The following is a 21,429-nucleotide window of genomic DNA, read 5'->3' as shown; positions in this document are numbered from 1 at the left end:
CTTACTTCGACAGGAACCCCATGAGTGACCCTTCCTCCCCCTTCGGCTTCGAACTCGTGCGGCGTGGTTACGACCGCGGTCAGGTGGACGACCGCATTACCAAGCTCGTCGCCGACCGTGATAGTGCTCTCGCCCGCATCACGTCTCTGGAAAAGCGCATCGAGGAACTGCACCTCGAAACGCAGAACGCCCAGGCCCAGGTGACCGACGCGGAACCGTCGTACGCCGGTCTCGGTGCGCGCGTGGAGAAGATCCTCCGCCTTGCCGAGGAGGAGGCGAAGGACCTGCGAGAAGAGGCCCGTCGCGCCGCCGAGCAGCACCGTGAGCTCGCCGAGTCCGCAGCCCAGCAGGTGCGCAACGACGCCGAGACCTTCGCCTCCGAGCGCAAGGCCAAGGCCGAGGACGACGGCGTCCGCATCGTCGAGAAGGCCAAGGGCGAGGCCACCACGCTCCGCTCGGACGCGCAGAAGGACGCCGCGCAGAAGCGCGAGGAGGCCGACGCGCTCTTCGAGGAGACCCGCGCCAAGGCCGCCCAGGCCGCCGCGGACTTCGAGACCAACCTGGCCAAGCGCCGCGACCAGTCGGAGCGCGACCTCGCGTCCCGCCAGGCCAAGGCCGAGAAGCGTCTGGCCGAGATCGAGCACCGCGCCGAGCAGCTCCGCCTGGAGGCCGAGAAGCTCCGCACGGACGCCGAGCGCCGGGCCCGTCAGACGGTCGAGACCGCGCAGCGCCAGTCCGAGGACATCGTGGCCGACGCCAACGCCAAGGCCGACCGGATCCGCAGCGAGTCGGAGCGCGAGCTGGCGGCGCTCACCAACCGCCGCGACTCGATCAACGCGCAGCTGACCAACGTCCGCGAGATGCTGGCGACGCTGACCGGCGCCGCGGTGGCCGCCGCAGGCACCCCCGCCGACGAGGAGCCCGCCACCCGCGGCGTTCCCGCCCAGCAGACCCGCTGACGCCGGGGGAACGGCGCGGTCGCGACCGCCCGTCCCCCGACTCCCCGGTCGGTACGATTCCGACGCGCCCGGTTCCGCCCTTGTGGTGGCGCCGGGCGCGCGGCCGTTCTAGCGTGAACGCATGATCGAGCTCGATGGCCTCACCAAGCGTTTCGGCAGCAAGGTTGCCGTCGACCAGTTGTCGTGCCGGATCAGGCCGGGGATGGTGACGGGTTTTCTGGGACCCAACGGGGCGGGCAAGTCCACCACGATGCGGATGATGCTCGATCTCGACAACCCCACCAGCGGTTCGGTACGCATCGACGGCAAGCACTACCGGGAGCTGGACGAACCCCTGAAGCACATCGGCGCGCTGCTCGACGCCAAGTCGATGCACGGTGGCCGCAGCGCCTACAACAACCTGCTCTGTCTCGCGCAGAGCAACCGCATCCCGCGGAGCCGGGTGGCGCAGGTCCTGGACACCGTCGGTCTGACTGCGGTGTCGAAGAAGAAGTCCAAGGGCTTCTCCCTCGGTATGGGGCAGCGGCTGGGGATCGCCGCGGCGCTGCTCGGTGATCCCGAGATCCTGATGTTCGACGAACCCGTCAACGGTCTGGACCCCGAGGGCATCCACTGGATCCGGAACCTGATGAAGGCGCTGGCCGCGGAAGGCCGGACGATCTTCGTCTCCTCGCACCTGATGAGCGAAATGGCGCTGACAGCGGACCACTTGATCGTGATCGGCCAGGGCAGGCTGCTCGCCGACACCTCGATGGCCGACTTCATCCACCAGAACTCCCGCAGTTACGTGCGGCTGCGCTCACCGGACCAGGAGCGGCTGCGCGACGTACTGCACGCGGAGGGCCTCGTCGTGGTCGAGTCGGGCAACGGGACGCTGGAGATCGACGGCGCGACCACCGAGGCGATGGGCGAACTCGCCGCCCGGCACACCATCGTGCTGCACGAGCTGAGCTCCCAGCGGGCCTCGCTGGAGGAGGCGTTCATGCAGATGACGGCGGACTCCGTGGAGTACCACGCGCACTCCGAACGGGGGCCGGAGCCGCCGCCGGTCGGACCCCACTGGGGCGACCAGTGGCAGACCCCCGGCAGCAGCCCTGAGGCCCCCGGCGGGTCCGACACCGGAAAGGGGGTGTGACGAGATGGCATCGGTACCCGCGGTCCTGACCTCCGAATGGACCAAGATCCGTACGGTCTCCTCGACCACCTGGACCCTGATCTCCGCGTTCCTCGTCACCGTCGCGATGGGCGCCGCGCTCTGCGCCGTGATGAACTCGCAGTTCGATGACCTCTCCGACGCGGAGCGGGCCACGTTCGACCCCACCTATGTCAGCTTCTCCGGGATGATTCTCGGCCAGCTCGCGATGGTGGTCTTCGGTGTCCTGGTCGTCGGTACGGAGTACAGCTCCGGCATGATCCGCGCCTCGCTCTCGGCCGTGCCGCAGCGCGCCACGTTCCTCTTCAGCAAGATGCTGGTGGCCGGTGTGCTGGCGCTGGTGGTCGGTCTGATCACCAGCTTCGTCACGTTCTTCCTCGGCCAGGCCCTGCTGGGTGACCACAGCACGGACATCGGCGCGGACAACGTGCTGCGGGCGGTCTTCGGCGGCGGCATCTACATGGGGCTGATCGCGATCTTCTCCATGGGAGTGGCGACGATGCTGCGCAGCTCGATGCTGTCGCTCGGCATCCTGATGCCGTTCTTCTTCCTGGTCTCCCAGATCCTGTCCGCGGTGCCGGGCGCCAAGAGCGTCGCCCGGTACTTCCCCGACCAGGCCGGGTCCAAGATCATGCAGGTGGTGCCCGACGCGATGAACAGCGACCCGGCTCCCTACGGGCCGTGGGCCGGTCTGCTGATCATGGTCGCGTGGGTGGCTGCCGCGGTGATCGGCGGCTTCCTCGTACTGAAGAAGCGGGACGCCTGACCGGTGGCCGTGGGCCCCGGTCCACGGCCACCCGCAGGGACGCGCCGCGCCAACGGCTTGGCCGGAACCGTCAAGGCCTGGTTATCCTCCTAACTCTTACGGGGGCGTGCGGCCGGACGGCCTGTGCCCCGACGACAGATAAGTCGATGGGGCTGGAGCATGATCGAGGCAGTCGGCCTGACCAAGCGCTATGGCGCGAAGACGGCCGTGTACAACCTTTCCTTCCAGGTGCGGCCGGGCACCGTCACCGGATTCCTCGGTCCCAACGGGTCGGGCAAGTCGACGACCATGCGCATGATGCTCGGCCTGGACCGGCCGACTTCCGGCCATGTGACCATCGGCGGCCACGCCTACCGCAGCCTGCCGAACGCCCCGCGGCTGGTGGGCGCCCTGCTTGACGCGAAGGCGGTGCACGGCGGCCGCAGCGCCCGCAACCACCTGCTCTCGCTGGCCCAGCTCGCCGGCATCCCCGCGGCCCGGGTCGACGAGGTGCTCGGTGTCGTCGGCCTCCAGGACGTCGCCCGGAAGCGTTCCAAGGGCTTCTCGCTCGGCATGGGCCAGCGGCTCGGCATCGCGGCCGCGCTGCTGGGCGACCCGCAGGTGCTGCTCTTCGACGAGCCGGTCAACGGCCTCGACCCGGAGGGCATCCTCTGGGTCCGCAACCTGATGAAGATGCTGGCGTCCGAGGGCCGCACGGTCTTCGTCTCCAGTCACCTCATGAGCGAGATGGCGCTCACCGCCGACCATCTGATCGTGATCGGCCGCGGGCAGCTGATGGCCGATATGAGCATCACGGACTTCATCTCGGCCAACTCGGCCGACTTCGCCCGGGTCCGGGTCCAGGACAACGGGGCCGAGCAGCGGGAGAAGCTCACCGCCACCCTCACCGAGGCTGGCGGCCAGGTCATGTCGGAGCCGGACGGGGCCCTGCGGATCACCGGGCTGAAGCTGCCCCGGATCAGCGACCTCGCCCATGACTCCGACGTACGGCTGTGGGAGCTCTCGCCGCACCAGGCCTCGCTGGAGGAGGCGTACATGCGGATGACGCAGGGCGCCGTGGACTACCGCTCGACGGCGGACCAGAAGGCCGGACTGCAGCCCCCGCCCCAGGACGCCTACGGGCAGCCGTACCAGGGCTACGCAGCGCCGCCCCAGCAGTCCGTCCCGGAGGTGCCGCAGCAGGGCTGGTACGCCCCGCCGCCGCCCGGCGCGAACCCCTACGCGGCGGCCCCCGGCCAGGCCCCGGCCGCCCCCGCGGCGCCCGCACCCGCCGCCCCTGCCCCGGCGGCGCCCACCGCGGCGCCCGCAGACCTGACCGCGCGCGACACCAGCGAGGACCCCCGATGACAACGCCGTCCACGCCGCCGACGCCGTTCCAGCAGCAGGCGTACCAGCAGCCCCCCGCACCGCAGCAGCACGCGCCGGGCGCGCAGGCCGGTTACTACACCTCGCCGATCCCGGTACGTCCGGCCACCCTCGGCGACGCGATCGCCTCCGAGTGGACCAAGATCCGCTCGGTGCGCTCCACGATGTGGACGCTCGGCGTCCTGATCGTGCTGCTGCTCGTCATCGGCGTGCTCGCCGCCATCGCGGTGGACGCGTCCGACACCGACCTGGGCTCCACACCGGTGCTCAGCCTCGGCTTCTACGGTGTACTGCTCGGCTCGATCTGTGTGATCACGCTCGGAGTGATGACGATCGCCTCGGAGTACGGCACCGGGATGATCCGTACGACGATGACGGCCTGCCCCAGCCCCGCCCGGGTGCTCGGCGCGAAGGCCATCGTCTTCTTCCTGCTCACCTTCGTCCTGACCACCGTGATGACCTCGGTCGTCGCGGTGTTCCAGACGGCCATCCTGGACTCCGGCACACCCAGCGGCTCGGACTGGCTGCGCAGCACGGTCGGCGTCGCTCTCTACCTCGCGACGCTGGGGCTGCTCTCGCTGGCGATCGGCGCGCTGATCCGGCATTCGGCCGGTGCGATCACGATCATGATCGGCGTGGTGCTGCTGCCGCTCGTACTGGCGATCTTCATGTTCGCCGAGTCACTCGCGAAGCTCCGGGAATGGCTGCTGGAGTACTCGATCCCCAACCAGCTCAGCGCCTTCTACGACACCTCGGTCACCTCGTCCGGGCCGTCCGGCTGGGACCCTCTGTGGATCATGCTCGTGGTGACGGCCGTGGTCATGGGCTGCGCGTACGCGTCGATGAGCCGCCGCGACGTCTGACCGGCTGCCGCGTCCCGGTGCCGTGCGCCGGGGGGCGGTCAGTACCTGGGAGCGTTCCTGGACCGCTGCACCCGCGTGGTGCGGCGGTCCTTCGCGTTCCAGCACGCCTTGTGCCAGTGCCTGCGGTCGTCGATCCCGCCGTACTCGGACCAGGCCACCAGATGCGGGACGCCGGACGGGATCTCCTGGTCGCAACCGGGGCACCGGTAGCGCTTGCCCATCGCGCTCGCGCCGCTGACCGGGCGGACGGACCAGTTCTCCCCCTGCCACTCCTCGGCGCGCCCCCCGCCGCCGTACCGGCCCCCCTCCGCGCTCGCGCTGTCGGTGGGACTCTCGCCGCCTCGGGGGCGGTTGCGGCGCGGGGACACGTGACACCTCACGGGGCAGGCTGGGCAGTTCCCGTCCAGCGTAGGGCCATCCGGCAGGGGTAGACGTCCCGCACCGCGCACCGCGGGATCCGGGACGGGGCGGGTTTACCGGAAAATCGCAACAACTTCCCGCCGGACCGTGCCTTTGGCACGTGTCAGACGTTGTTGCCAGTAGGGGAGAGCCGCGTCGGCCGCAAGGAGGCAATAGGCGATGCGTGTGGGAACGTTCGTACTGGCAGCCCAGTTTCCGGGGCAGGGGCCGGGGGAAGCGCTGCATCGCGCGATCCGGTCCGCCGAGGTCGCCGAGGAATCCGGACTCGACTCGGTCTGGCTGGCAGAACACCATTTCGTGCCGTACGGGGTCTGCCCGTCCGCCGTGACACTGGCCGCGCTGCTGCTCGGCCGCACCCGCAGAATCCGGGTGGGCACGGCGGTGAGCGTGCTGCCGACACAGCATCCGGTGGTCCTCGGCGAGCAGGCCGCGCTGCTCCACCTCACCAGCGGGGGCCGGTTCACCCTCGGCGTCGGCCGGGGCGGCCCCTGGATCGACCTGGAAGTGTTCGGCGGCGGCCTGGAGGCGTACGAGAAGGGCTTCCCGGAGTCCCTGGGCCTCCTGCTCGACTGGCTGCGCGAACCGCGCGTGGCGGGCCGCGGGGAGCGTTACGGCTTCCGCGAGGTGGCGGTGGTGCCCCGGGCCGACGAGCTGTACGACGAGGAGAGCGGCGGGAGCCCCGGCGGTCCCGAGGTGATCGTCGCGTGCACCTCGCCGAAGAGCGTGCGGCTCGCGGCCGAGAACGGCCTGCCGATGCTGCTCGGGATGCACTGCGGGGACGAGGAGAAGGCCGAGATGGTCGCCCTGTGGCGGTCCAGCGCGCTGGCCGCGGGCCGATCGCCGGAGAGCGTGCGGCAGGCCGGACACGTCTCCGCGGGCGTGGCCCAGATCGCGGACCGCACGGAGGACGCCACCGAGACACTCGTGAAGGCGATGCCCGGCTGGCTGCGCCAGGGGCTGGGCGCGCATGTGACGGTCGACGGCCGGCACCGGGTGATGCGCGACCCGGTCGGCTATACGGAGCTGCTGTGCGGCATTCACCCGGTGGGTCCGCCCCGGCTCGCCGCGGACCGGCTCGCGGCCACGGCCGAGCGCACGGGTATCACCCGCTTCGCGCTCCTGGTCGAGGGTTCGGGAGATCTGGTGGCCACGGAGGAGAACGTAGCGCGACTGGGCACCGAGGTACTGCCCCTCCTGAAATGACCCCCGCAGACCGCCGTCGCGATGTACGAACGGGAGCTGCCGCCCCGGACCAGTTGCACCTCCCGCGGCCCGGAACGGCAGCAACCGCGTTCAGCAGTCCCGGAGTTCGGGCGACTGGTTGAGCAACTGGCCCCTCACCGAAGTGAACTTGGCCAGCCGGTCGTCGACCGAGGCGTCCAGCGGGAACACCGCGACGCGGTGGCAGTTCTGGAATGCCAGACGCACTCCGAAGTGCCGCTGCAGCGCACCGCGTATCGCATCACTTGCGAGTGCACGCAGCAGTTGGCCGCGTGCCTGCTCGTTGGGCGGCGGCGTCTGGTTGTCGGCGAACTCTCCGCCGTCGACCTTCAGCTGAGCCACCAGCGAGCTGATCATCTCCCACGCGAAGGGCAGGGAGGTCCGGACGCAGTCGACGAAGTCGGCTTCGTCGACCTCGCCTCGCTCGGCCTGTTCCAACAGCGCCGGTGAGACGTCGAGCGACATGGGTTCTCCTCTCGCGACCCCGACGGTGGGCCGGGGCCTTACGGGCAGGGATGGAGGACGGCGACGCAGCGTGCACGGACGGCGACCTCCTGCATCCACGGTAAGGGCGCAGTCCGGGCCGCACCAGGAGATTGGGAACACAACCGGCCAATAACGAAGGGGTTCAAAGGCGGACAAGCCAGATTCGGTCAGGTACGCGCGGGGAGGGAGTGACGGGTGGGTGAATCGCGTCGACCACCGGTCGTCGAGTAGCGTTGCCGACCATGCGTCTCGTCATCGCCCGCTGCTCCGTGGACTACGCCGGCCGGCTCACGGCCCACCTGCCCTCCGCTCCCCGTCTGATCCTGGTGAAGGCGGACGGGAGCGTGTCCATTCACGCCGACGACAGGGCGTACAAACCGCTCAACTGGATGTCACCGCCGTGCACTCTGAAGGAGGGCACGGGCGACACCGAGGGCGTCTGGACCGTGGTGAACAAGGCGGGCGAAAAACTGATCATCACGATGGAGGAAATCCTCCACGACTCGTCCCACGAGCTGGGCGTGGACCCCGGTCTGATCAAGGACGGCGTGGAGGCGCACCTCCAGGAACTGCTGGCCGACCGGATCGAGACGCTCGGCGAGGGCTACACCCTGATCCGTCGCGAGTACTTCACGGCCATCGGCCCGGTCGACATCCTGTGCCGCGACGCCGACGGACAGACAGTGGCCGTCGAGCTCAAGCGACGCGGTGACATCGACGGTGTGGAGCAGCTGACCCGTTACCTGGAACTGCTCAACCGCGACCCCCACCTCGCCCCGGTGAAGGGCATCTTCGCCGCCCAGGAGATCAAGCCCCAGGCCCGCGTGCTGGCAACGGACCGCGGCATCGGCTGCGTGGTCCTCGACTACAACGCGATGCGCGGCATCGAGGACGACAAACTCCGCCTGTTCTGACCCCACCCCAACCAAGCCACCCCGGCCGGATGAAGCCCGTCCGGCGTTTAAGACCGACCCGCCGCGCGCAAGCCAGTCCGGGGCCCCATCAAGCCCGTCCGGCGATTGAGGACGGACCCCTCGCGCCGGGAGTTGGTCACCCGCCGGACGGCCCGCACGAGCGGGGCCCCATCAAGCCCGTCCGGCGATTGAGGACGGAACCCTCGTACCGGGGACCGGCCACATGCCGGACGGGCGCGCACGGTCGGGACCCATCAAGCCCGTCCGGCGATTGAGGACAAGACACCAGGCACCGGCCACGCACCCGCCGGGGCACCAATCCTCAGGCCACCGACGGACTCCCCGACGGCGCCCCGGACTCATCCGCACCCGCGCTCGTCGTCCCCGACGGCCCACTCGCCGAGTCCGAGGAGTCGGGCGAACTCGGCCCGTCCGTCTCGGTCTCCGTAGGCGTCGGGTCCCCACTCGTCTCCGGCGGGCTCGGCGGCTCACTCGTCTCCGGCGGATCCGACTTCGTCGGCCGTGGCGACGACGACCCGGACCCGGACGGCTTCCCTGGCGTACTCGACGGCTTGCCGCTCGACGGCTTCCCCGAGGAAGACGGGCTGTGCTGCGGCTCGCTCGTCCCGGCGGACGGGGTCCCGCCACCGGCCGGCGCGGACTCGCTGCCCGTCGCCGACGCCGTCGGGTCCGCCTTCGACGACGTGGCGCCGGACGCCGGAGCGGACGGCTCCGTCTCGTCCGTCGGCTCGTCGGCCGGCAGCTCGTCCTCGCCGTCGCCGTCGATCACCGACTGGTCGGTCGAGTCCCCGGGATCACCCTGCGGATCGCTGTTCGACGTCAGCCCGAGCGTGACCACCGTGCCGAGCACGCCGGCCAGCAGCACCCCCGCACCCGCGGCGACCAGATTGCGCCGCGCGCCGCCCAGCACCGCGGAGCGGCCGCCCCGGCCCTGCCCCGGCCCGTCGGCGCCCTTGGGGGCGTTCTGCCGGGACACGACGGTCTCGTCGGCGTACGGCCCAGGCATCGAGGCCGGTATGCCCAGCGTCGGGCCACTGGGCGCCGATACCTCGAAGCGGCTCGCCGGTATCTCCCCGTCCACCGGAACACCGCCGGCCGCCACCGCGCCGGACCGGTCCTCGACCAGGGCGAGCGCCCGGCGCCCGGCCACCGCGCCGGGCTTGTCGGCGAGCGCCCCGCGCATGCTGATGGAGGTCTCCAGCTCGGCCCTGGCCCGGTCCGGATTGCCGGTGCAGAGCGCGAGCACACCCAACTCATGGTGGAAGTACGCCTCTTCGGCGACCTCTCCGGCGATCCGGGCCGCCTCCTGGCCGATCCGCAGGGCCTTCTCCCAGGCGCTCCAGTGCAGCCCGGCCGCGAGGGCGGGCGAGGCGCTGCGGGCCAGCAGCACGGCGACGCTGGTCTGCCCGGCACCGTCGCCCGGCACCAGCTGCGTCATCGCGGCGACGATCGCATCGGCCTCGGCGACCACGCGCGCGGGGGTGACGGAGGGGTGGCCGGCCCACCAGGCGTAGTGCTGGGCGGCGGTACGGGCCCGGCCCGTGGCGTCGTCGGCGTATCCGGCGGCCTCCAGCTGGGCGACCACTCCGGCCGCCAGCCGGTACCGGGAGCCGGCCGGGGAGAGCAGTCCGCAGCCGGCCAGTTCACCGAGCGCGGCATCGGCGTGGGTGTCCCCCACGAGCGCCGGCAGGTGCGCCTGGTGCGGCACCTCGCCGCCGAGCGCGACGGCGAAGCGCAGGGTGTCGCGGGCCGCCTCGCTCAGCCGTGAGGCGAGCAGCGCGGCGGGCGCGGCGCCCTCGCCGAGGCTGGGCAGCGGCAGGACGGCCGTCTCGTGCGGCAGCCGCGCCTCGGCGGGCCGGCTGTCGAGGTAGCCGTACTCGTCGTACGCGGTGGGGTCGGTGCTCAGCAGGTCGCGCTGGCGCAGCAGGGCCCCGGCCTGGACGAAGCGCAGCGGGAGGCCCTCGGACTCGAACCAGAGGTCGCCCGCCCAGTTGGACTCCTCCTCGGTGAGCGGCCGTTCGACGACCCGTTCCATCAGGGCGACCGAGGCGCTGCGGTCGAGACCGCCGAGGAAGACCTCCTCCAGGTGGGAGTCGGCGCCCGGTGCGGCGACGTCGGGCGTCGCGGCGAGCAGGAAGGCGCATTCCGGCGTCGCGTCGAGGAGCTCGTCCAGCGCGGCCCCGCCGAACTCCAGGTCGTCGAGGACGACTACGGCGCCGGTGGTGCTCAGCTTCTCCAGCAGCAGGGCCCGGTCCGGGCGGTGCAGCGGTGCGTCGTGGACGGCTTCGAAGAGCGCGTGCAGCAGGTCGGCGACGGTCCGCTTGTGGCCGCTGAGCCGTACGACTCCGTCCGGTGCCAGTTGGGCGCAGTCGGCGGCGACGGCGTCGAGGAGCGCGGTTCGGCCGGATCCGGCCGGTCCGGTGAGCCGTACCGAGCGGCCGCGGGCCAGCAGCCGCACCAGCCGCTCGCGTTCGTCCTCGCGCTCAAGCAGGGGGAGCCGGAGGACGGGCGGGCCGGGCGGGACGGGAGGCGCGGTGGCACGTGCGCGGTCGGCGCGCTGGGCCGGGGTGCGCCGGACCGGTGCGGCCGGCTGCTCACCCGGCGGGCACGGTTCGACCTCGCTGCCGTCGACGGGGTTGACCGTCAGCAGGAGATCGCCCGATATGAGCGCGACGACGCGCGCCTGTTGCGGTGTTTGCTGACCGAAATCCGGGGTCAGCGGATCGCGGGAAGGGCGCCGCCGACCGGGGTCCTGTGCGGAGCCGTTGCTGTCGTGGCCGTACTCTTCCGGCCCCCGGTGTATCGGGTCCATCGCCAAAGCCCCCAAGACGCGTCGAGCACGGTTGACCCTCCGGCCTCACACGTCCAGCTGTCGCTTCCGGTCCGGTGTCCGCCAGGTGGGTCCGTCAATCGGCAGACGGCCGAACCCTAAACCTTCGCACAGTATCTACGAACATCCGGGGTGCCGCGCCACCCGACAGATCACGGTCTCGTGAGGATTGTGCGGCTTCGGCCCGGAGTGCCGCGGGGGCATCGACCGCCGCCGGAACCCTCAGACGCGTGGCAGTGAGTCTGCCGCGATTCCGCCTTCGATGGCCAGGATGCGGTGGAGTCTGGTGGCCACCAGAAGGCGTTGCATCTGCGGTGGCACACCGCGCAGCACCAGCCGCCGTCCCGCCCGTCCGGCCCGTCTGTGCGCGCCCATGATGACGCCGAGTCCGGTGGCGTCCCATGAATCGAGCTCGGTCAGGTCCAGCACCAGATCGCCGACTCCGTCGTCGAGGGCCGAGTGCAGGACCGTACGGGCGTCCGCCGCGCTTCGGACGTCGAGGCGGCCCCCGACGACCAGCTCGGCGTGGTCGCCCCTGATGTGCATATGCGCTCCCCTGGAATGCTCCGTGGCAAGATCCGTCTGTCTGAAACTGCCTCTGCCCCAACTGACTGCGACAGCGACAGGGAAGTTGCCGTCTGTAAGCGAACCGATACCGAATTCACTCCGTGGAGTGACCCGGGCCCGCCGTGGACCCGGTGCGGGTCCGCTGATCCCGGGAGGCGGCTCCCGGGGCCCCCGGGCCTGAGTGACGGTGGATCAGCCCGGCCGGGGACCGAAAACGATCAGTAGGTGTAGAAGCCCTGCCCGCTCTTGCGGCCGATGTCACCCGCATCGACCATCCGGCGCATCAGCTCCGGGGCGGCGAACTTCTCGTCCTGCGACTCGGTGTAGATGTTGCCGGTGGCGTGCAGCAGGATGTCGACGCCCGTCAGGTCCGCGGTGGCGAGCGGGCCCATGGCGTGGCCGAACCCCAGCTTGCAGGCGGTGTCGATGTCCTCGGCCGAGGCGACGCCCGACTCGTACAGCTTGGCGGCCTCGACGACCAGCGCCGAAATCAGCCGGGTGGTGACGAAGCCGGCCACGTCGCGGTTGACGACGATGCAGGTCTTGCCGACCGACTCGGCGAACTCCCGCGCGGTGGCGAGGGTTTCGTCGCTGGTCTTGTAGCCGCGTACGAGTTCACAGAGCTGCATCATCGGGACCGGTGAGAAGAAGTGCACACCGACGACGCGCTCCGGGTGCTCCGTCGCGGCCGCGATCTTGGTGATCGGGATGGCGGAGGTGTTGGAGGCGAGCACGGTGTCGTCCCGGACGACCTTGTCGAGCGCCCGGAAGATCTCGTGCTTCACCTCCAGCTTCTCGAAGACCGCCTCGACGACGACGTCCGCGTCCGCGACCGCGTCGAGATCGGTGGTCGTGGTGATGCGGGCGAGCGCGGCCTCGGCGTCGGACGCGTCGAGCTTGCCCTTGGAGACGAACTTGTCGTACGAGGCCTTGATGCCGTCACGGCCACGGGTCAGGGCCGCGTCGGTGACATCACGCAGCACGACGTCCCAGCCCGCCTGGGCGGAGACCTGCGCGATTCCGGACCCCATGAGTCCGGCTCCGATGACGGCGAGCTTCCTGGCCACGTTGGCACCCCTATGTCTTCTCAACGGTTCTTCCACATGCTCTCCGGCGGAGGTTAGTACTCGTGAGGGGCGCTGGGGCAGCGAAGAGATGCGCGTCACGTCTCAAATGACGGACATCACACCGGGATGCCTCATTCGGCGGCGCGCCGGGCGTAGTTGAGCACCTTTTCGCCCAGCAGGTCCTCGATGTCGTCGAGCAGGAGGAGGGCGTCTCGGGACACCTCGGCGGCCCTGCGGCCCGCGACCATCTCGCGTCCGATGTAGCCCATGAGCGTGCCGTGCACCCAGGAGAGCTGACCGGCCACCAGGATCGGCGTCCTGTCCTCCGGCCCTGCCCCGGACTCCTCCAGGAGCGTCGTCTCCAGATGCAGGAGGGCCTCCTGCTGTACGTGCCAGAGGCGGGCCTTGAGGCCGTCGGCGCCCTCGATGACCCGCATGAAGTGCTCGTAGCCCTCGATCAGACCGACGGTCGGCGACACGCCCTCGACCTGGATGCGCAGTTCGCGCAGGACGGCGTCGGCCGCGGACTCGCCCTTGTCGCGCCCCCGGACGTAGCGGGAGAGGCGGTCGACGATGCCGCGGCTCCGGTCGAGGAAGAGGTCCTCCTTCGTCGGGAAGTAGTTGTAGACCGTGTTCACCGAGACGTCGGCCGCGTCCGCGATCTCGGCGATCGTGACCGCGTCGAATCCGCGCTCCAGGAAGAGCCCGGTGGCCACGTCCGAGAGGTGCTGCCTGGTCCGGCGCTTCTTGCGCTCCCTGAGTCCCTCAGCCATGCCCCCATCGTAGAGCTGCGCTGGAGTCTCTGAATATTTGGTGTCATTGCAATTTTTCAGTGACTCTGTTTTTGTGGTCGCTATGCCAATCATCAGCACGGCCGGGCTCGCCCGGACCTTCGACACCAAGGCCGGCCCGGTGGAGGCCGTACGGTCCATCGATCTGACGGTCGACGCGGGCGAGATCGTCGGCCTGCTCGGCCCCAACGGCGCGGGCAAGACCACCACGCTGCGCATGCTCACCACACTGCTCGCCCCCAGCGGCGGCGCAGCCACCGTCGCCGGCCACGACCTGGTCGCGGACCCGGCGGGCGTGAGGGAGAACTGCGGGTACGTCGCCCAGTCCGGCGGCCTGGACCCGCACATCACCGTGCGGGAGGAGCTCGTCACCCAGGGCCGGATGTACCGGCTCGGCAGGGCTCGGGCGGTCGCCCGCGCCGGAGAACTGGCCGCGGACCTCGGCCTGTCGGAACTGCTCGACCGGCCGACGGCCTCGCTCTCGGGCGGTCAGCGGCGACGGCTCGACATCGCCATGGGACTCACCCACCGCCCGCCGCTGCTCTTCCTCGACGAGCCGACCACCGGGCTCGACCCCGGCAGCCGCGCCGATCTGTGGAGCCTGGTGCGGCGGCTGCGCGACGAGTCGGGCACGACCGTCGTGCTCACCACCCACTACCTCGACGAGGCGGACGCGCTCGCCGACCGGCTGATCGTGATCGACGGCGGCCTGGTCGTGGCGGAAGGCACACCGGCCGCGCTGAAGACCCGGTACGCGGGCTCCGCCACCGCCTCGCTCCAGGAGGCATTCCTCGCGATCACCGGCCGCGCCCCCGCCGCCGATGCCGCTCCCGTCGCCGTCTAGGAATCGGACCCATGCTGCTCCACGACACCTCGCTGATCTTCGGGCGGTACGCCCGGCAGACCCTGCGCTCGAAGTTCCAGATCCTCTTCGGCGTACTCATGCCGCTGCTGTACCTGCTCCTCTTCGGCCCGCTGCTCTCCGATCTCCCGCTCGGCCGGCCCGGTGACTCCTGGCAGATCCTCGTCCCCGGCCTGCTGCTCCAGCTCGGCCTGTTCGGCGCCTCGTTCTGCGGGTTCGCCATCATCATCGACAAATCGACGGGCGTGGTCGAGCGGATGCGGGTGACGCCGGTCAGCCGGCTGGCACTGCTGCTCGGACGGGTGCTGCGGGACACGCTGCTGTTCATGTTCCAGGCGCTGCTGCTGGTCCTGGCCGCGCTGGCGATGGGCCTGCGCGCGCCACTCGCCGGGGTGCTGATCGGCTTCGCGTTCGTCGGCCTGCTGACGGTCTCGCTGTCCTCGCTGTCGTACGCCCTGGCCATGAAGGTCACCACACCGCAGGAGTTCGGCCCGGTGATCAACTCGGTCACCATGCCGGCCATGCTGCTCTCCGGCCTGATGCTGCCGATGACCCTGGGCCCGAAGTGGCTGGACGTGCTCTCCCACTTCACGCCGTTCCGCTATCTCGTGGACGCGGTGCGGGACGCCTACATCGGCTCGTACGCCACCACGCACATGCTGTACGGCGTCCTGGTCGCCCTCGGATTCGCGGCACTCGCGGTGACGGTGGGCACGCGCGTCTTCCGGAAGGCCGGTGCGTAACCAGGGCTGTCCCGCCGGGGGTCACGGGACAGCCCTTAGGCTGACGGCATGGTCAATCTGACGCGCATCTACACCCGCACCGGCGACAAGGGCACCACCGCCCTCGGCGACATGAGCCGGACCGCCAAGACCGATCTGCGGATCTCCGCGTACGCCGACACCAACGAGGCCAACGCGGTCATCGGTACGGCGATCGCGCTCGGGCAGCTGACCGACGACGTCGTGAAGGTCCTCGTCCGCGTGCAGAACGACCTGTTCGACGTGGGCGCGGACCTGTCGACGCCGGTCGTCGAGGACCCCGAGTACCCGCCGCTGCGGGTCGAGCAGTCCTACATCGACAAGCTGGAGGCGGACTGCGACCACTTCCTGGAGCAGACGGAGAAGCTCCGCAGCTTCATCCTCCCCGGCGGCACACCGGGCGCGGCGCTGCTGCACCAGGCGTGCACGGTGGTAAGGCGCGCCGAGCGGTCCACCTGGGCGGCGTTCGAGGTGCACGGCGACGTGATGAACGCGGCCACGGCGACGTACCTCAACCGCCTCTCCGACCTGCTGTTCATCCTCGCCCGGGTGGCGAACAAGGAGCTCGGCGACGTGCTGTGGGTACCGGGCGGCGAGCGGTAACGAACGCCCCCGTCCGGCGATCGGGGACAGCCCGGCGGCCGGACGGGCCGTCAGCCGGGCAGCGTCACCCGGGCGGGCCCGGCACGTTCCCCGGGCCACGCTTCGCGTCCCGCCGGGGCGCCCGCTTCGGGAACACCGTGTAGCTCGCCGCGATCACCAGGTTGATCCCGGTCACGAACAGCATCGTCTGCTGCCAGGACCGCAGCGAGGTCACGTCCCCGTCACCGCCCACGTACCAGACCGCCGCCTGGAGCAGCGCAAGCGCCGTCACCGCGGCCAGTGTCCACCGTCCGGCCACCCGCCACTCGTGCGCCGCCCGCGCCATCCCGTACTTCGGCGGTCTCACCGGCGGCGGGCCGCCGGCGAACCGGTGCGCGACCCGGGCGTCCACCCACCGGATCGTGGAGTGGCCGAGGCCCACGGTGAAGCCGATGTACACGGCCGCGAGGCCGTGCTTCCAGTCCGGAGCGGCGCCGTTCTTCAGGTCCACGGCCGTCACCACAAGCAGGACCACCTCCAGCAGCGGCTCGCACAGCAGCACCGCTCCCCCGAGCCTCGGCCTCTTCGCCACATAGCGCAGTGCCAGCCCCCCGGCCAGCAGCACCCAGAAGGCGATCTCGCAGAGAACGATCAGTGTGACGATCACGGTCCGGCTCCCTTCCCTCCCCTCCAGCGTCCGCGCCGCGGCGCGTCCGGTCGTCGGCCGGAGTGACGAAGCGGCACTGCATCCTTCGATGTACTCGCGGCTCACTCCACGTACCGACGTACCGGGACGGCCGACCGTGTTGGATGGGAGGGTGTTCCCTCCTCCCCGCCCCCACCGCGACGACGTCCTCATCGCGGCCGTCGGACTGCTCGGCGGGGTGGTGCTCGGGCTGCTCGGTCTGCACATGCAGAACGGCCGGCCGCTAGACGCGCCCTGGATCGCACTCGTCCCGCTCGCCGTGATGTCGTCGCTGGCGCTGCTGCGCAGGAGCGCGCCGCAGACCGCACTGGTCATCGGCACCCTCGCGCTGGTCATGGACCAGTTCACGCCCGGGAACCTGGCGACCGTGCTGCTGTACACCGACGTCATGTACGCGGCGGTGCTCTACGGCACCCCGGCCGCCGCCCGGCGGATCCCGGTGACCACCTTCCTGATCACGGTCACGGTCACGGTCGGCTTCCTGGCCTGGTTCCGCAGCGCCGAGGCGCTGCTCATCGGCATCGTCACCGGACTGGTCTCGTTCGTGCCCGCCCTCACCGGGGTCAGTGTGCGCAACCACCGCGACGCCGCCGAGACCGCGCGGCTGCGCGCCGATCAGACGGCACTGCTGGCCGAGATGGACCGGGCCCAGGCGGTGACCGCCGAACGGGCCCGGATGGCGCGCGAACTGCACGACATGGTGGCCAACCACCTCTCCGCGATCGCCATCCACTCCACCGCCGCGCTCTCCATCGACGAACCGGAGACCTCCCGGAAGGCCCTTGGCGTCATCCGGGAGAACAGCGTCGAAGGTCTGGCCGAAATGCGCCGTCTGATCGGGCTGCTGCGCGCCGGTGGCGCGGATCCGGAGCCCAGCAGCTCGCCGACGCTCGGCTCGCTCGACGCCCTGATCGCGCAGCACCGCACGAACGCCGCGTCCAGCGGACTGACGTGTGTGCTCGATGACTCCAGGACCGAGCCGGGCCCGCTGCCGGCGCCGGTCGAGCTCGCCGCGTACCGCATCGTCCAGGAGTCCCTCACGAACGCGCTCAAGCACGCCGCGCCCGGCCGGGTCACGGTCGCGCTGGGGCAGTCGGGGAAGCGCCTGACGGTGGAGGTCACCAGTGTTCTCGGGGACCGTCCCCCTCCGCGCGCGCCGGGTTCGGGGGCCGGACTGGTCGGGATGGAGGAGCGGGTGGCACTGCTGGGCGGGGAGATCGAGGCGGGGCCCGTGTCCACCGGGGACGGGACGAGGATCTGGCGCGTACGGGCCGAACTGCCCGTCGGGGAAGGAAGCGTGAGGGCATGACCATCCGGGTTCTGGTAGCCGAGGACCAGTCGGCCGTCCGTGCGGGGCTGGTGCTCATCCTGGGCAGCGCACCGGACATCGAGGTCGTCGGGGAGGCGGGCGACGGCGAGGAGGCCGTGCGGCTGGCCCGTGGACTGCGTCCCGATCTGGTGCTGATGGACATCCAGATGCCGAGGCTGGACGGGGTCTCGGCGACGAGGCAGGTCGTCGCGGACCGGCTCGCTGATGTGCTGGTGCTGACGACGTTCGATCTGGACGAGTACGTGTTCGGCGCACTGCGGGCGGGGGCGTCGGGCTTCCTGCTGAAGGACACCGAGGCGCACGGACTGCTCGAAGCGGTACGCACGGTGGCGCGCGGGGAGGGGCTGATCGCCCCGGCGGTGACGCGCCGGCTGATCGCGGAGTTCGCCGGGGCCACTGCCGCACCGGCACCGGACGGGGCCGTGCTGGACTCCCTCACCCGGCGCGAGCGCGAGGTCCTCGGGTGCCTCGGCGAGGGCCTGTCCAACGCGGAGATCGCGGTTCGCCTCTCCATGGCGGAGGCGACGGTGAAGACACACGTCAGCCGGTTGCTGGGGAAGCTGGATCTCCGCAGCCGGGTACAGGCGGCGGTACTGGCACAGGAGTTGGGCGTCTGAGGTTTAACCGGAACCGGCTTCGATCTTTGGTCTGGACCTCTTGACGATTGGTCCAGACCTTCCTAATCTCACCGAACACACTGCGGTGAGTACGTCGTGACAAGGCGTGCTCAGGGCGGCGCAGGGTTTGCAGTCCACGGAACACCCCCGTTTTGCCGGACCTCACCCGAGGAGCACCGTTGAGCACTGAAACCCCCCGCCGGACCCGATTCAGATTCGGGGCCGGGAAAGCCACCAGATCAAGAGCCGTCGCGGGCCTCACCGCCCTACTCCTTCCGCTCGCCGCGATGGTCGGCATGGCCTCCCCGGCCGAAGCAGCTACCTCGGCAACCGCCACATACCTCAAGAAGTCCGACTGGGGCAGCGGCTTCGAGGGCCAGTGGACGGTGAAGAACACCGGCACCACCGCCCTCAGCTCCTGGACCATCGAGTGGGACTTCCCCTCCGGCACCGCCGTCGGCTCCGCCTGGGACGCCACCGTCACCAGCTCCGGCACCCACTGGACCGCCAAGAACGTCGGCTGGAACGGCTCGGTCGCACCGGGCGCCAGCGTCTCCTTCGGTTTCAACGGCACCGGCTCCGGCTCCCCCACGGGCTGCAAGCTGAACGGCGCCTCCTGCGACGGCGGCAGCGTCCCCGGTGACAACGCCCCCTCCGCGCCCGGCACCCCCACCGCGAGCGCCGTCACCGACACCTCCGCGAAGCTGAGCTGGAGCGCGGCCACCGACGACCACGGCATCAAGAACTACGACGTCCTGCGGGACGGCGCGGTCGTCGCCACGGTCACCGGCACCACGTACACCAACACCGGCCTCACCGCGGGCACCGACTACTCGTACACCGTGCAGGCCCGGGACACCGCCGACCAGACCGGACCGGCCAGCGGCGCGGTCAAGGTGCACACCACCGGTGGCGGCGGCACCGACCCCGGCGGTCCGGGCACCGGCGGCAAGGTCAACCTCGGGTACTTCACCGACTGGGGCGTCTACGGCCGGAACTACCACGTCAAGAACCTGGACACCTCCGGTTCGGCCGCGAAGATCACGCACATCAACTACGCCTTCGGCAACGTCCAGGGCGGCAAGTGCACCATCGGCGACTCCTACGCCGACTACGACATGGCCTACACCGCCGACAAGTCCGTCGACGGCGTGGCCGACACCTGGGACCAGCCGCTGCGCGGCAGCTTCAACCAGCTGCGGAAGCTCAAGGCGAAGTACCCGAACATCAAGGTGCTGTGGTCCTTCGGCGGCTGGACCTGGTCCGGCGGCTTCGGCCAGGCGGCGCAGAACCCGGCCGCCTTCGCCCAGTCCTGCTACGACCTGGTCGAGGACCCCCGCTGGGCCGATGTCTTCGACGGCATCGACATCGACTGGGAGTACCCCAACGCCTGTGGTCTGACCTGTGACACCAGTGGCCCGGCCGCACTGAAGAACATCACCTCGGCGCTGCGCACGAAGTTCGGCGGCAACAACCTGGTGACCGCGGCCATCACCGCCGACGGCTCGGCCGGCGGCAAGATCGACCTGGCCGACTACGCCGGCGCCGCACAGTCGCTGGACTGGTACAACGTGATGACGTACGACTTCTTCGGCGCGTGGGACGCCAAGGGCCCGACCGCCCCACACTCCCCGCTCACCTCGTACAGCGGCATCCCGCAGGCCGGCTTCAACTCCGCCGACGCGATCGCCAAGCTGAAGGCCCAGGGCGTCCCGGCGTCCAAGCTGCTGCTCGGCATCGGCTTCTACGGCCGAGGCTGGACCGGTGTCACCCAGGACGCACCTGGCTCCACCGCCACCGGCGCCGCACCCGGTACGTACGAGGCGGGCATCGAGGACTACAAGGTCCTCAAGACCAGCTGCCCGGCCACCGGCACCATCGCCGGCACGGCCTACGCACACTGCGGCACCAACTGGTGGAGCTACGACACTCCGGCCACCATCGGCTCCAAGATGACCTGGGCGAAGAGCCAGGGTCTGGGAGGCGCGTTCTTCTGGGAGTTCAGCGGCGACACCAGCAACGGTGAACTCGTGAGCGCGATCAACAGCGGTCTGAAGTAATCCCCACCGCACCGCACGACGCGTAACCCCCGAAAAGCACCGGGGAGACAGGTCCGCCCCCTGTCTCCCCGGTTTTCGTCCGTGCGCGGACCGCTACGCCACGTTCACCCGCTGGCCGGGCGGGGCCGCCTCCAGCCAGGCGAGGAACCCGGTCAGCGCGTCCTCGCTCATCGCGAGCTCCAGCCGGACGTCCCGGTGGAGACAGCCGAGCACGATGGCGTCGGAGAGCAGCGCGAGCTCCTCCTCGCCCTCGGGGAGCCGGCGGGCGACCACCTCGATCGCGGACCGCTCCAGCACCCGGCGCGGGCGCGGGGAGTAGCTGAAGACCCGGAACCAGTTCACCTTGTCGCCGCTGTAGCGGGCGACGCCGTACACCCAGCCCTTGCCCGAGAGATCGGGTTCCACGGGCACATTCCAGCGCAGGCTGCAGTCGAAGGTCCCACCGGAGCGCTGAATCAGCCGCCGGCGCAGACCGAAGACGAAGAGTCCAACCGCGACCAGTGCGACGACCAGCCCGCCCACCCACAGCGCGAGGAACATCTCCACCGACCTCCTCGCGTCGTCGAGTAAACGGATACCGCCAGAACTTCAACCGCACCTGCATCGCCTCAGCCGCGACACGGTCTGGAGAGGTCTCCAGCTCGGGCCGCGGCTGAGGGTAAAGCCGTTTCGCGGGGTGGCTAGTGCACCGCCACCGCACGCAGTCGCACATCGGCGCGACGCTCAGCGGCGCCGTCCGTGTCCGACTTCGCACGCTCCAGCGCACGCTCGGCGCGCTGGACATCGATCTCGTCGGCCAGCTCGGCAATCTCCGCCAGCAGCGAGAGCTTGTCGTCGGCGAACGAGATGAAACCGCCGTGCACGGCGGCGACGACAGTGGCGCCGTCGCTCGTGCGGATCGTCACCGGGCCCGATTCCAGCACACCCAGAAGCGGCTGGTGACCGGGCATGACGCCGATGTCGCCGGACGTGGTGCGCGCGACGACCAGGGTGGCCTCGCCGGACCAGACACTACGGTCCGCCGCGACCAGCTCGACGTGCAGCTCAGCAGCCAAGGGTGGCTCCTCGGGTCACCACCCGGCGGTCAT

The 21,429-nt window shown here is 70.5% G+C and carries 22 protein-coding genes; 13 read left to right on the top strand and 9 right to left on the bottom strand.

Going from position 1 to position 21,429, the window contains the following annotated elements; genetic code table 11:
* The first annotated feature begins 20 nt into the window (after positions 1 to 20).
* From ACFVJX_RS23635 to ACFVJX_RS23615, 5 genes are all read left to right on the top strand, one after another.
* Positions 21 to 959: a cellulose-binding protein gene (locus tag ACFVJX_RS23635; RefSeq protein ID WP_384129403.1), complete on the top strand. Its 939-nt coding sequence runs from the start codon at positions 21 to 23 to the stop codon at positions 957 to 959.
* A gap of 121 nt (positions 960 to 1,080) precedes the next feature.
* Positions 1,081 to 2,094: an ATP-binding cassette domain-containing protein gene (locus ACFVJX_RS23630; protein ID WP_384129405.1), complete on the top strand. Its 1,014-nt coding sequence runs from the start codon at positions 1,081 to 1,083 to the stop codon at positions 2,092 to 2,094.
* Between the two features lie 4 nt (positions 2,095 to 2,098).
* Complete coding sequence (locus ACFVJX_RS23625; RefSeq protein WP_384129408.1) at positions 2,099 to 2,878, top strand: ABC transporter permease subunit; 780 nt, start codon at positions 2,099 to 2,101, stop codon at positions 2,876 to 2,878.
* 159 nt (positions 2,879 to 3,037) lie between these two features.
* Positions 3,038 to 4,225: an ATP-binding cassette domain-containing protein gene (locus ACFVJX_RS23620; RefSeq protein WP_384129412.1), complete on the top strand. Its 1,188-nt coding sequence runs from the start codon at positions 3,038 to 3,040 to the stop codon at positions 4,223 to 4,225.
* Positions 4,222 to 5,106 (top strand): ABC transporter permease, encoded by an 885-nt coding sequence (locus tag ACFVJX_RS23615; RefSeq protein ID WP_384129415.1) that lies wholly within the window; start codon positions 4,222 to 4,224, stop codon positions 5,104 to 5,106. Before ACFVJX_RS23620 ends, ACFVJX_RS23615 begins: the two co-directional genes overlap by 4 nt.
* Positions 5,107 to 5,144: 38 nt before the next feature.
* Here the strand turns inward: ACFVJX_RS23615 and ACFVJX_RS23610 are convergent, their stop codons facing one another.
* Complete coding sequence (locus tag ACFVJX_RS23610) at positions 5,145 to 5,474, bottom strand: ATP/GTP-binding protein (RefSeq protein WP_384129418.1); 330 nt, start codon at positions 5,472 to 5,474, stop codon at positions 5,145 to 5,147.
* A 211-nt stretch (positions 5,475 to 5,685) separates the two neighbouring features.
* On the opposite strand from ACFVJX_RS23610, the gene ACFVJX_RS23605 reads away from it, so the two are divergent.
* Positions 5,686 to 6,729: an LLM class flavin-dependent oxidoreductase gene (locus ACFVJX_RS23605; RefSeq protein ID WP_384129421.1), complete on the top strand. Its 1,044-nt coding sequence runs from the start codon at positions 5,686 to 5,688 to the stop codon at positions 6,727 to 6,729.
* A gap of 90 nt (positions 6,730 to 6,819) precedes the next feature.
* On the opposite strand, the gene ACFVJX_RS23600 is transcribed toward ACFVJX_RS23605, so the two are convergent.
* Positions 6,820 to 7,212 carry an SCO5389 family protein gene (locus ACFVJX_RS23600; protein ID WP_018550059.1) on the bottom strand — a complete coding sequence of 131 codons (393 nt, stop codon included), beginning with the start codon at positions 7,210 to 7,212 and terminating at the stop codon, positions 6,820 to 6,822.
* Between the two features lie 263 nt (positions 7,213 to 7,475).
* On the opposite strand from ACFVJX_RS23600, the gene nucS reads away from it, so the two are divergent.
* Positions 7,476 to 8,147: an endonuclease NucS gene (gene nucS / locus ACFVJX_RS23595; protein ID WP_384129424.1), complete on the top strand. Its 672-nt coding sequence runs from the start codon at positions 7,476 to 7,478 to the stop codon at positions 8,145 to 8,147.
* A 322-nt stretch (positions 8,148 to 8,469) separates the two neighbouring features.
* Here the strand turns inward: nucS and ACFVJX_RS23590 are convergent, their stop codons facing one another.
* The 4 genes from ACFVJX_RS23590 to ACFVJX_RS23575 form a co-directional block, all read right to left on the bottom strand.
* Positions 8,470 to 10,980 (bottom strand): ATP-binding protein, encoded by a 2,511-nt coding sequence (locus ACFVJX_RS23590; protein ID WP_384129427.1) that lies wholly within the window; start codon positions 10,978 to 10,980, stop codon positions 8,470 to 8,472.
* A 240-nt stretch (positions 10,981 to 11,220) separates the two neighbouring features.
* Positions 11,221 to 11,544 carry an STAS domain-containing protein gene (locus ACFVJX_RS23585; protein WP_250967584.1) on the bottom strand — a complete coding sequence of 108 codons (324 nt, stop codon included), beginning with the start codon at positions 11,542 to 11,544 and terminating at the stop codon, positions 11,221 to 11,223.
* A 239-nt stretch (positions 11,545 to 11,783) separates the two neighbouring features.
* Positions 11,784 to 12,632, bottom strand: a complete 849-nt coding sequence (locus ACFVJX_RS23580; protein WP_384129430.1) for a 3-hydroxyacyl-CoA dehydrogenase family protein — start codon at positions 12,630 to 12,632, stop codon at positions 11,784 to 11,786.
* 131 nt (positions 12,633 to 12,763) lie between these two features.
* A complete protein-coding gene (locus ACFVJX_RS23575) occupies positions 12,764 to 13,405 on the bottom strand; it encodes a TetR/AcrR family transcriptional regulator (RefSeq protein WP_384129433.1) in 642 nt (213 codons plus the stop codon).
* Between the two features lie 82 nt (positions 13,406 to 13,487).
* Here ACFVJX_RS23575 and ACFVJX_RS23570 point away from each other — a divergent pair, with 82 nt between their 5' ends.
* From ACFVJX_RS23570 to ACFVJX_RS23560, 3 genes are read left to right on the top strand one after another with little or no spacing between them, the layout of a single operon-like run.
* Positions 13,488 to 14,267 (top strand): ABC transporter ATP-binding protein, encoded by a 780-nt coding sequence (locus ACFVJX_RS23570; protein ID WP_384129436.1) that lies wholly within the window; start codon positions 13,488 to 13,490, stop codon positions 14,265 to 14,267.
* An 11-nt stretch (positions 14,268 to 14,278) separates the two neighbouring features.
* Positions 14,279 to 15,028, top strand: a complete 750-nt coding sequence (locus ACFVJX_RS23565; protein ID WP_384129439.1) for an ABC transporter permease — start codon at positions 14,279 to 14,281, stop codon at positions 15,026 to 15,028.
* A gap of 48 nt (positions 15,029 to 15,076) precedes the next feature.
* Complete coding sequence (locus tag ACFVJX_RS23560; RefSeq protein WP_384129442.1) at positions 15,077 to 15,649, top strand: cob(I)yrinic acid a,c-diamide adenosyltransferase; 573 nt, start codon at positions 15,077 to 15,079, stop codon at positions 15,647 to 15,649.
* Positions 15,650 to 15,713: 64 nt separating this feature from the next.
* Here ACFVJX_RS23560 and ACFVJX_RS23555 read toward each other — a convergent pair whose 3' ends face one another.
* Positions 15,714 to 16,295: a hypothetical protein gene (locus ACFVJX_RS23555; protein ID WP_384129445.1), complete on the bottom strand. Its 582-nt coding sequence runs from the start codon at positions 16,293 to 16,295 to the stop codon at positions 15,714 to 15,716.
* A 151-nt stretch (positions 16,296 to 16,446) separates the two neighbouring features.
* Between ACFVJX_RS23555 and ACFVJX_RS23550 the strand changes: the two genes are divergently transcribed.
* From ACFVJX_RS23550 to ACFVJX_RS23540, 3 genes are all read left to right on the top strand, one after another.
* Entirely contained in the window at positions 16,447 to 17,643 is a 1,197-nt protein-coding gene (locus ACFVJX_RS23550; protein WP_384129447.1) for a sensor histidine kinase, read from the top strand.
* On the top strand, positions 17,640 to 18,281 hold the full coding sequence (locus ACFVJX_RS23545) for a response regulator (protein WP_384129450.1): 642 nt from the start codon (positions 17,640 to 17,642) through the stop codon (positions 18,279 to 18,281). The genes ACFVJX_RS23550 and ACFVJX_RS23545 overlap by 4 nt, the downstream gene beginning before the upstream one ends.
* 179 nt (positions 18,282 to 18,460) lie before the next feature.
* Complete coding sequence (locus ACFVJX_RS23540; RefSeq protein ID WP_384129453.1) at positions 18,461 to 20,341, top strand: glycosyl hydrolase family 18 protein; 1,881 nt, start codon at positions 18,461 to 18,463, stop codon at positions 20,339 to 20,341.
* 93 nt (positions 20,342 to 20,434) lie between these two features.
* Here the strand turns inward: ACFVJX_RS23540 and ACFVJX_RS23535 are convergent, their stop codons facing one another.
* A complete protein-coding gene (locus ACFVJX_RS23535; RefSeq protein WP_384129455.1) occupies positions 20,435 to 20,881 on the bottom strand; it encodes a DUF2550 domain-containing protein in 447 nt (148 codons plus the stop codon).
* A 140-nt stretch (positions 20,882 to 21,021) separates the two neighbouring features.
* On the bottom strand, positions 21,022 to 21,396 hold the full coding sequence (locus tag ACFVJX_RS23530) for a F0F1 ATP synthase subunit epsilon (RefSeq protein ID WP_384129458.1): 375 nt from the start codon (positions 21,394 to 21,396) through the stop codon (positions 21,022 to 21,024).
* Between the last annotated feature and the right edge of the window lie 33 nt (positions 21,397 to 21,429).

This window comes from Streptomyces sp. NPDC127177, from assembly GCF_042672475.1.
Classification (GTDB): domain Bacteria; phylum Actinomycetota; class Actinomycetes; order Streptomycetales; family Streptomycetaceae; genus Streptomyces.
The sequence above is the reverse complement of the archived record's forward strand: the minus strand, read 5'-3'. Positions and strand labels throughout refer to the sequence as shown.

Bases quoted from the DNA above. Each gene is read 5' to 3' on its own strand.
- ACFVJX_RS23635 (WP_384129403.1), top strand. From the start codon at position 21: ATGAGTGACCCTTCCTCCCCCTTCGGCTTCGAACTCGTGCGGCGTGGT.
- ACFVJX_RS23630 (WP_384129405.1), top strand. From the start codon at position 1,081: ATGATCGAGCTCGATGGCCTCACCAAGCGTTTCGGCAGCAAGGTTGCC.
- nucS (WP_384129424.1), top strand. From the start codon at position 7,476: ATGCGTCTCGTCATCGCCCGCTGCTCCGTGGACTACGCCGGCCGGCTC.
- ACFVJX_RS23590 (WP_384129427.1), bottom strand. From the start codon at position 10,980: ATGGACCCGATACACCGGGGGCCGGAAGAGTACGGCCACGACAGCAAC.
- ACFVJX_RS23545 (WP_384129450.1), top strand. From the start codon at position 17,640: ATGACCATCCGGGTTCTGGTAGCCGAGGACCAGTCGGCCGTCCGTGCG.
- ACFVJX_RS23560 (WP_384129442.1), top strand. From the start codon at position 15,077: ATGGTCAATCTGACGCGCATCTACACCCGCACCGGCGACAAGGGCACC.
- ACFVJX_RS23600 (WP_018550059.1), bottom strand. From the start codon at position 7,212: ATGTCGCTCGACGTCTCACCGGCGCTGTTGGAACAGGCCGAGCGAGGC.
- ACFVJX_RS23615 (WP_384129415.1), top strand. From the start codon at position 4,222: ATGACAACGCCGTCCACGCCGCCGACGCCGTTCCAGCAGCAGGCGTAC.
- ACFVJX_RS23575 (WP_384129433.1), bottom strand. From the start codon at position 13,405: ATGGCTGAGGGACTCAGGGAGCGCAAGAAGCGCCGGACCAGGCAGCAC.
- ACFVJX_RS23620 (WP_384129412.1), top strand. From the start codon at position 3,038: ATGATCGAGGCAGTCGGCCTGACCAAGCGCTATGGCGCGAAGACGGCC.
- ACFVJX_RS23605 (WP_384129421.1), top strand. From the start codon at position 5,686: ATGCGTGTGGGAACGTTCGTACTGGCAGCCCAGTTTCCGGGGCAGGGG.
- ACFVJX_RS23535 (WP_384129455.1), bottom strand. From the start codon at position 20,881: ATGTTCCTCGCGCTGTGGGTGGGCGGGCTGGTCGTCGCACTGGTCGCG.
- ACFVJX_RS23625 (WP_384129408.1), top strand. From the start codon at position 2,099: ATGGCATCGGTACCCGCGGTCCTGACCTCCGAATGGACCAAGATCCGT.
- ACFVJX_RS23565 (WP_384129439.1), top strand. From the start codon at position 14,279: ATGCTGCTCCACGACACCTCGCTGATCTTCGGGCGGTACGCCCGGCAG.
- ACFVJX_RS23585 (WP_250967584.1), bottom strand. From the start codon at position 11,544: ATGCACATCAGGGGCGACCACGCCGAGCTGGTCGTCGGGGGCCGCCTC.
- ACFVJX_RS23570 (WP_384129436.1), top strand. From the start codon at position 13,488: ATGCCAATCATCAGCACGGCCGGGCTCGCCCGGACCTTCGACACCAAG.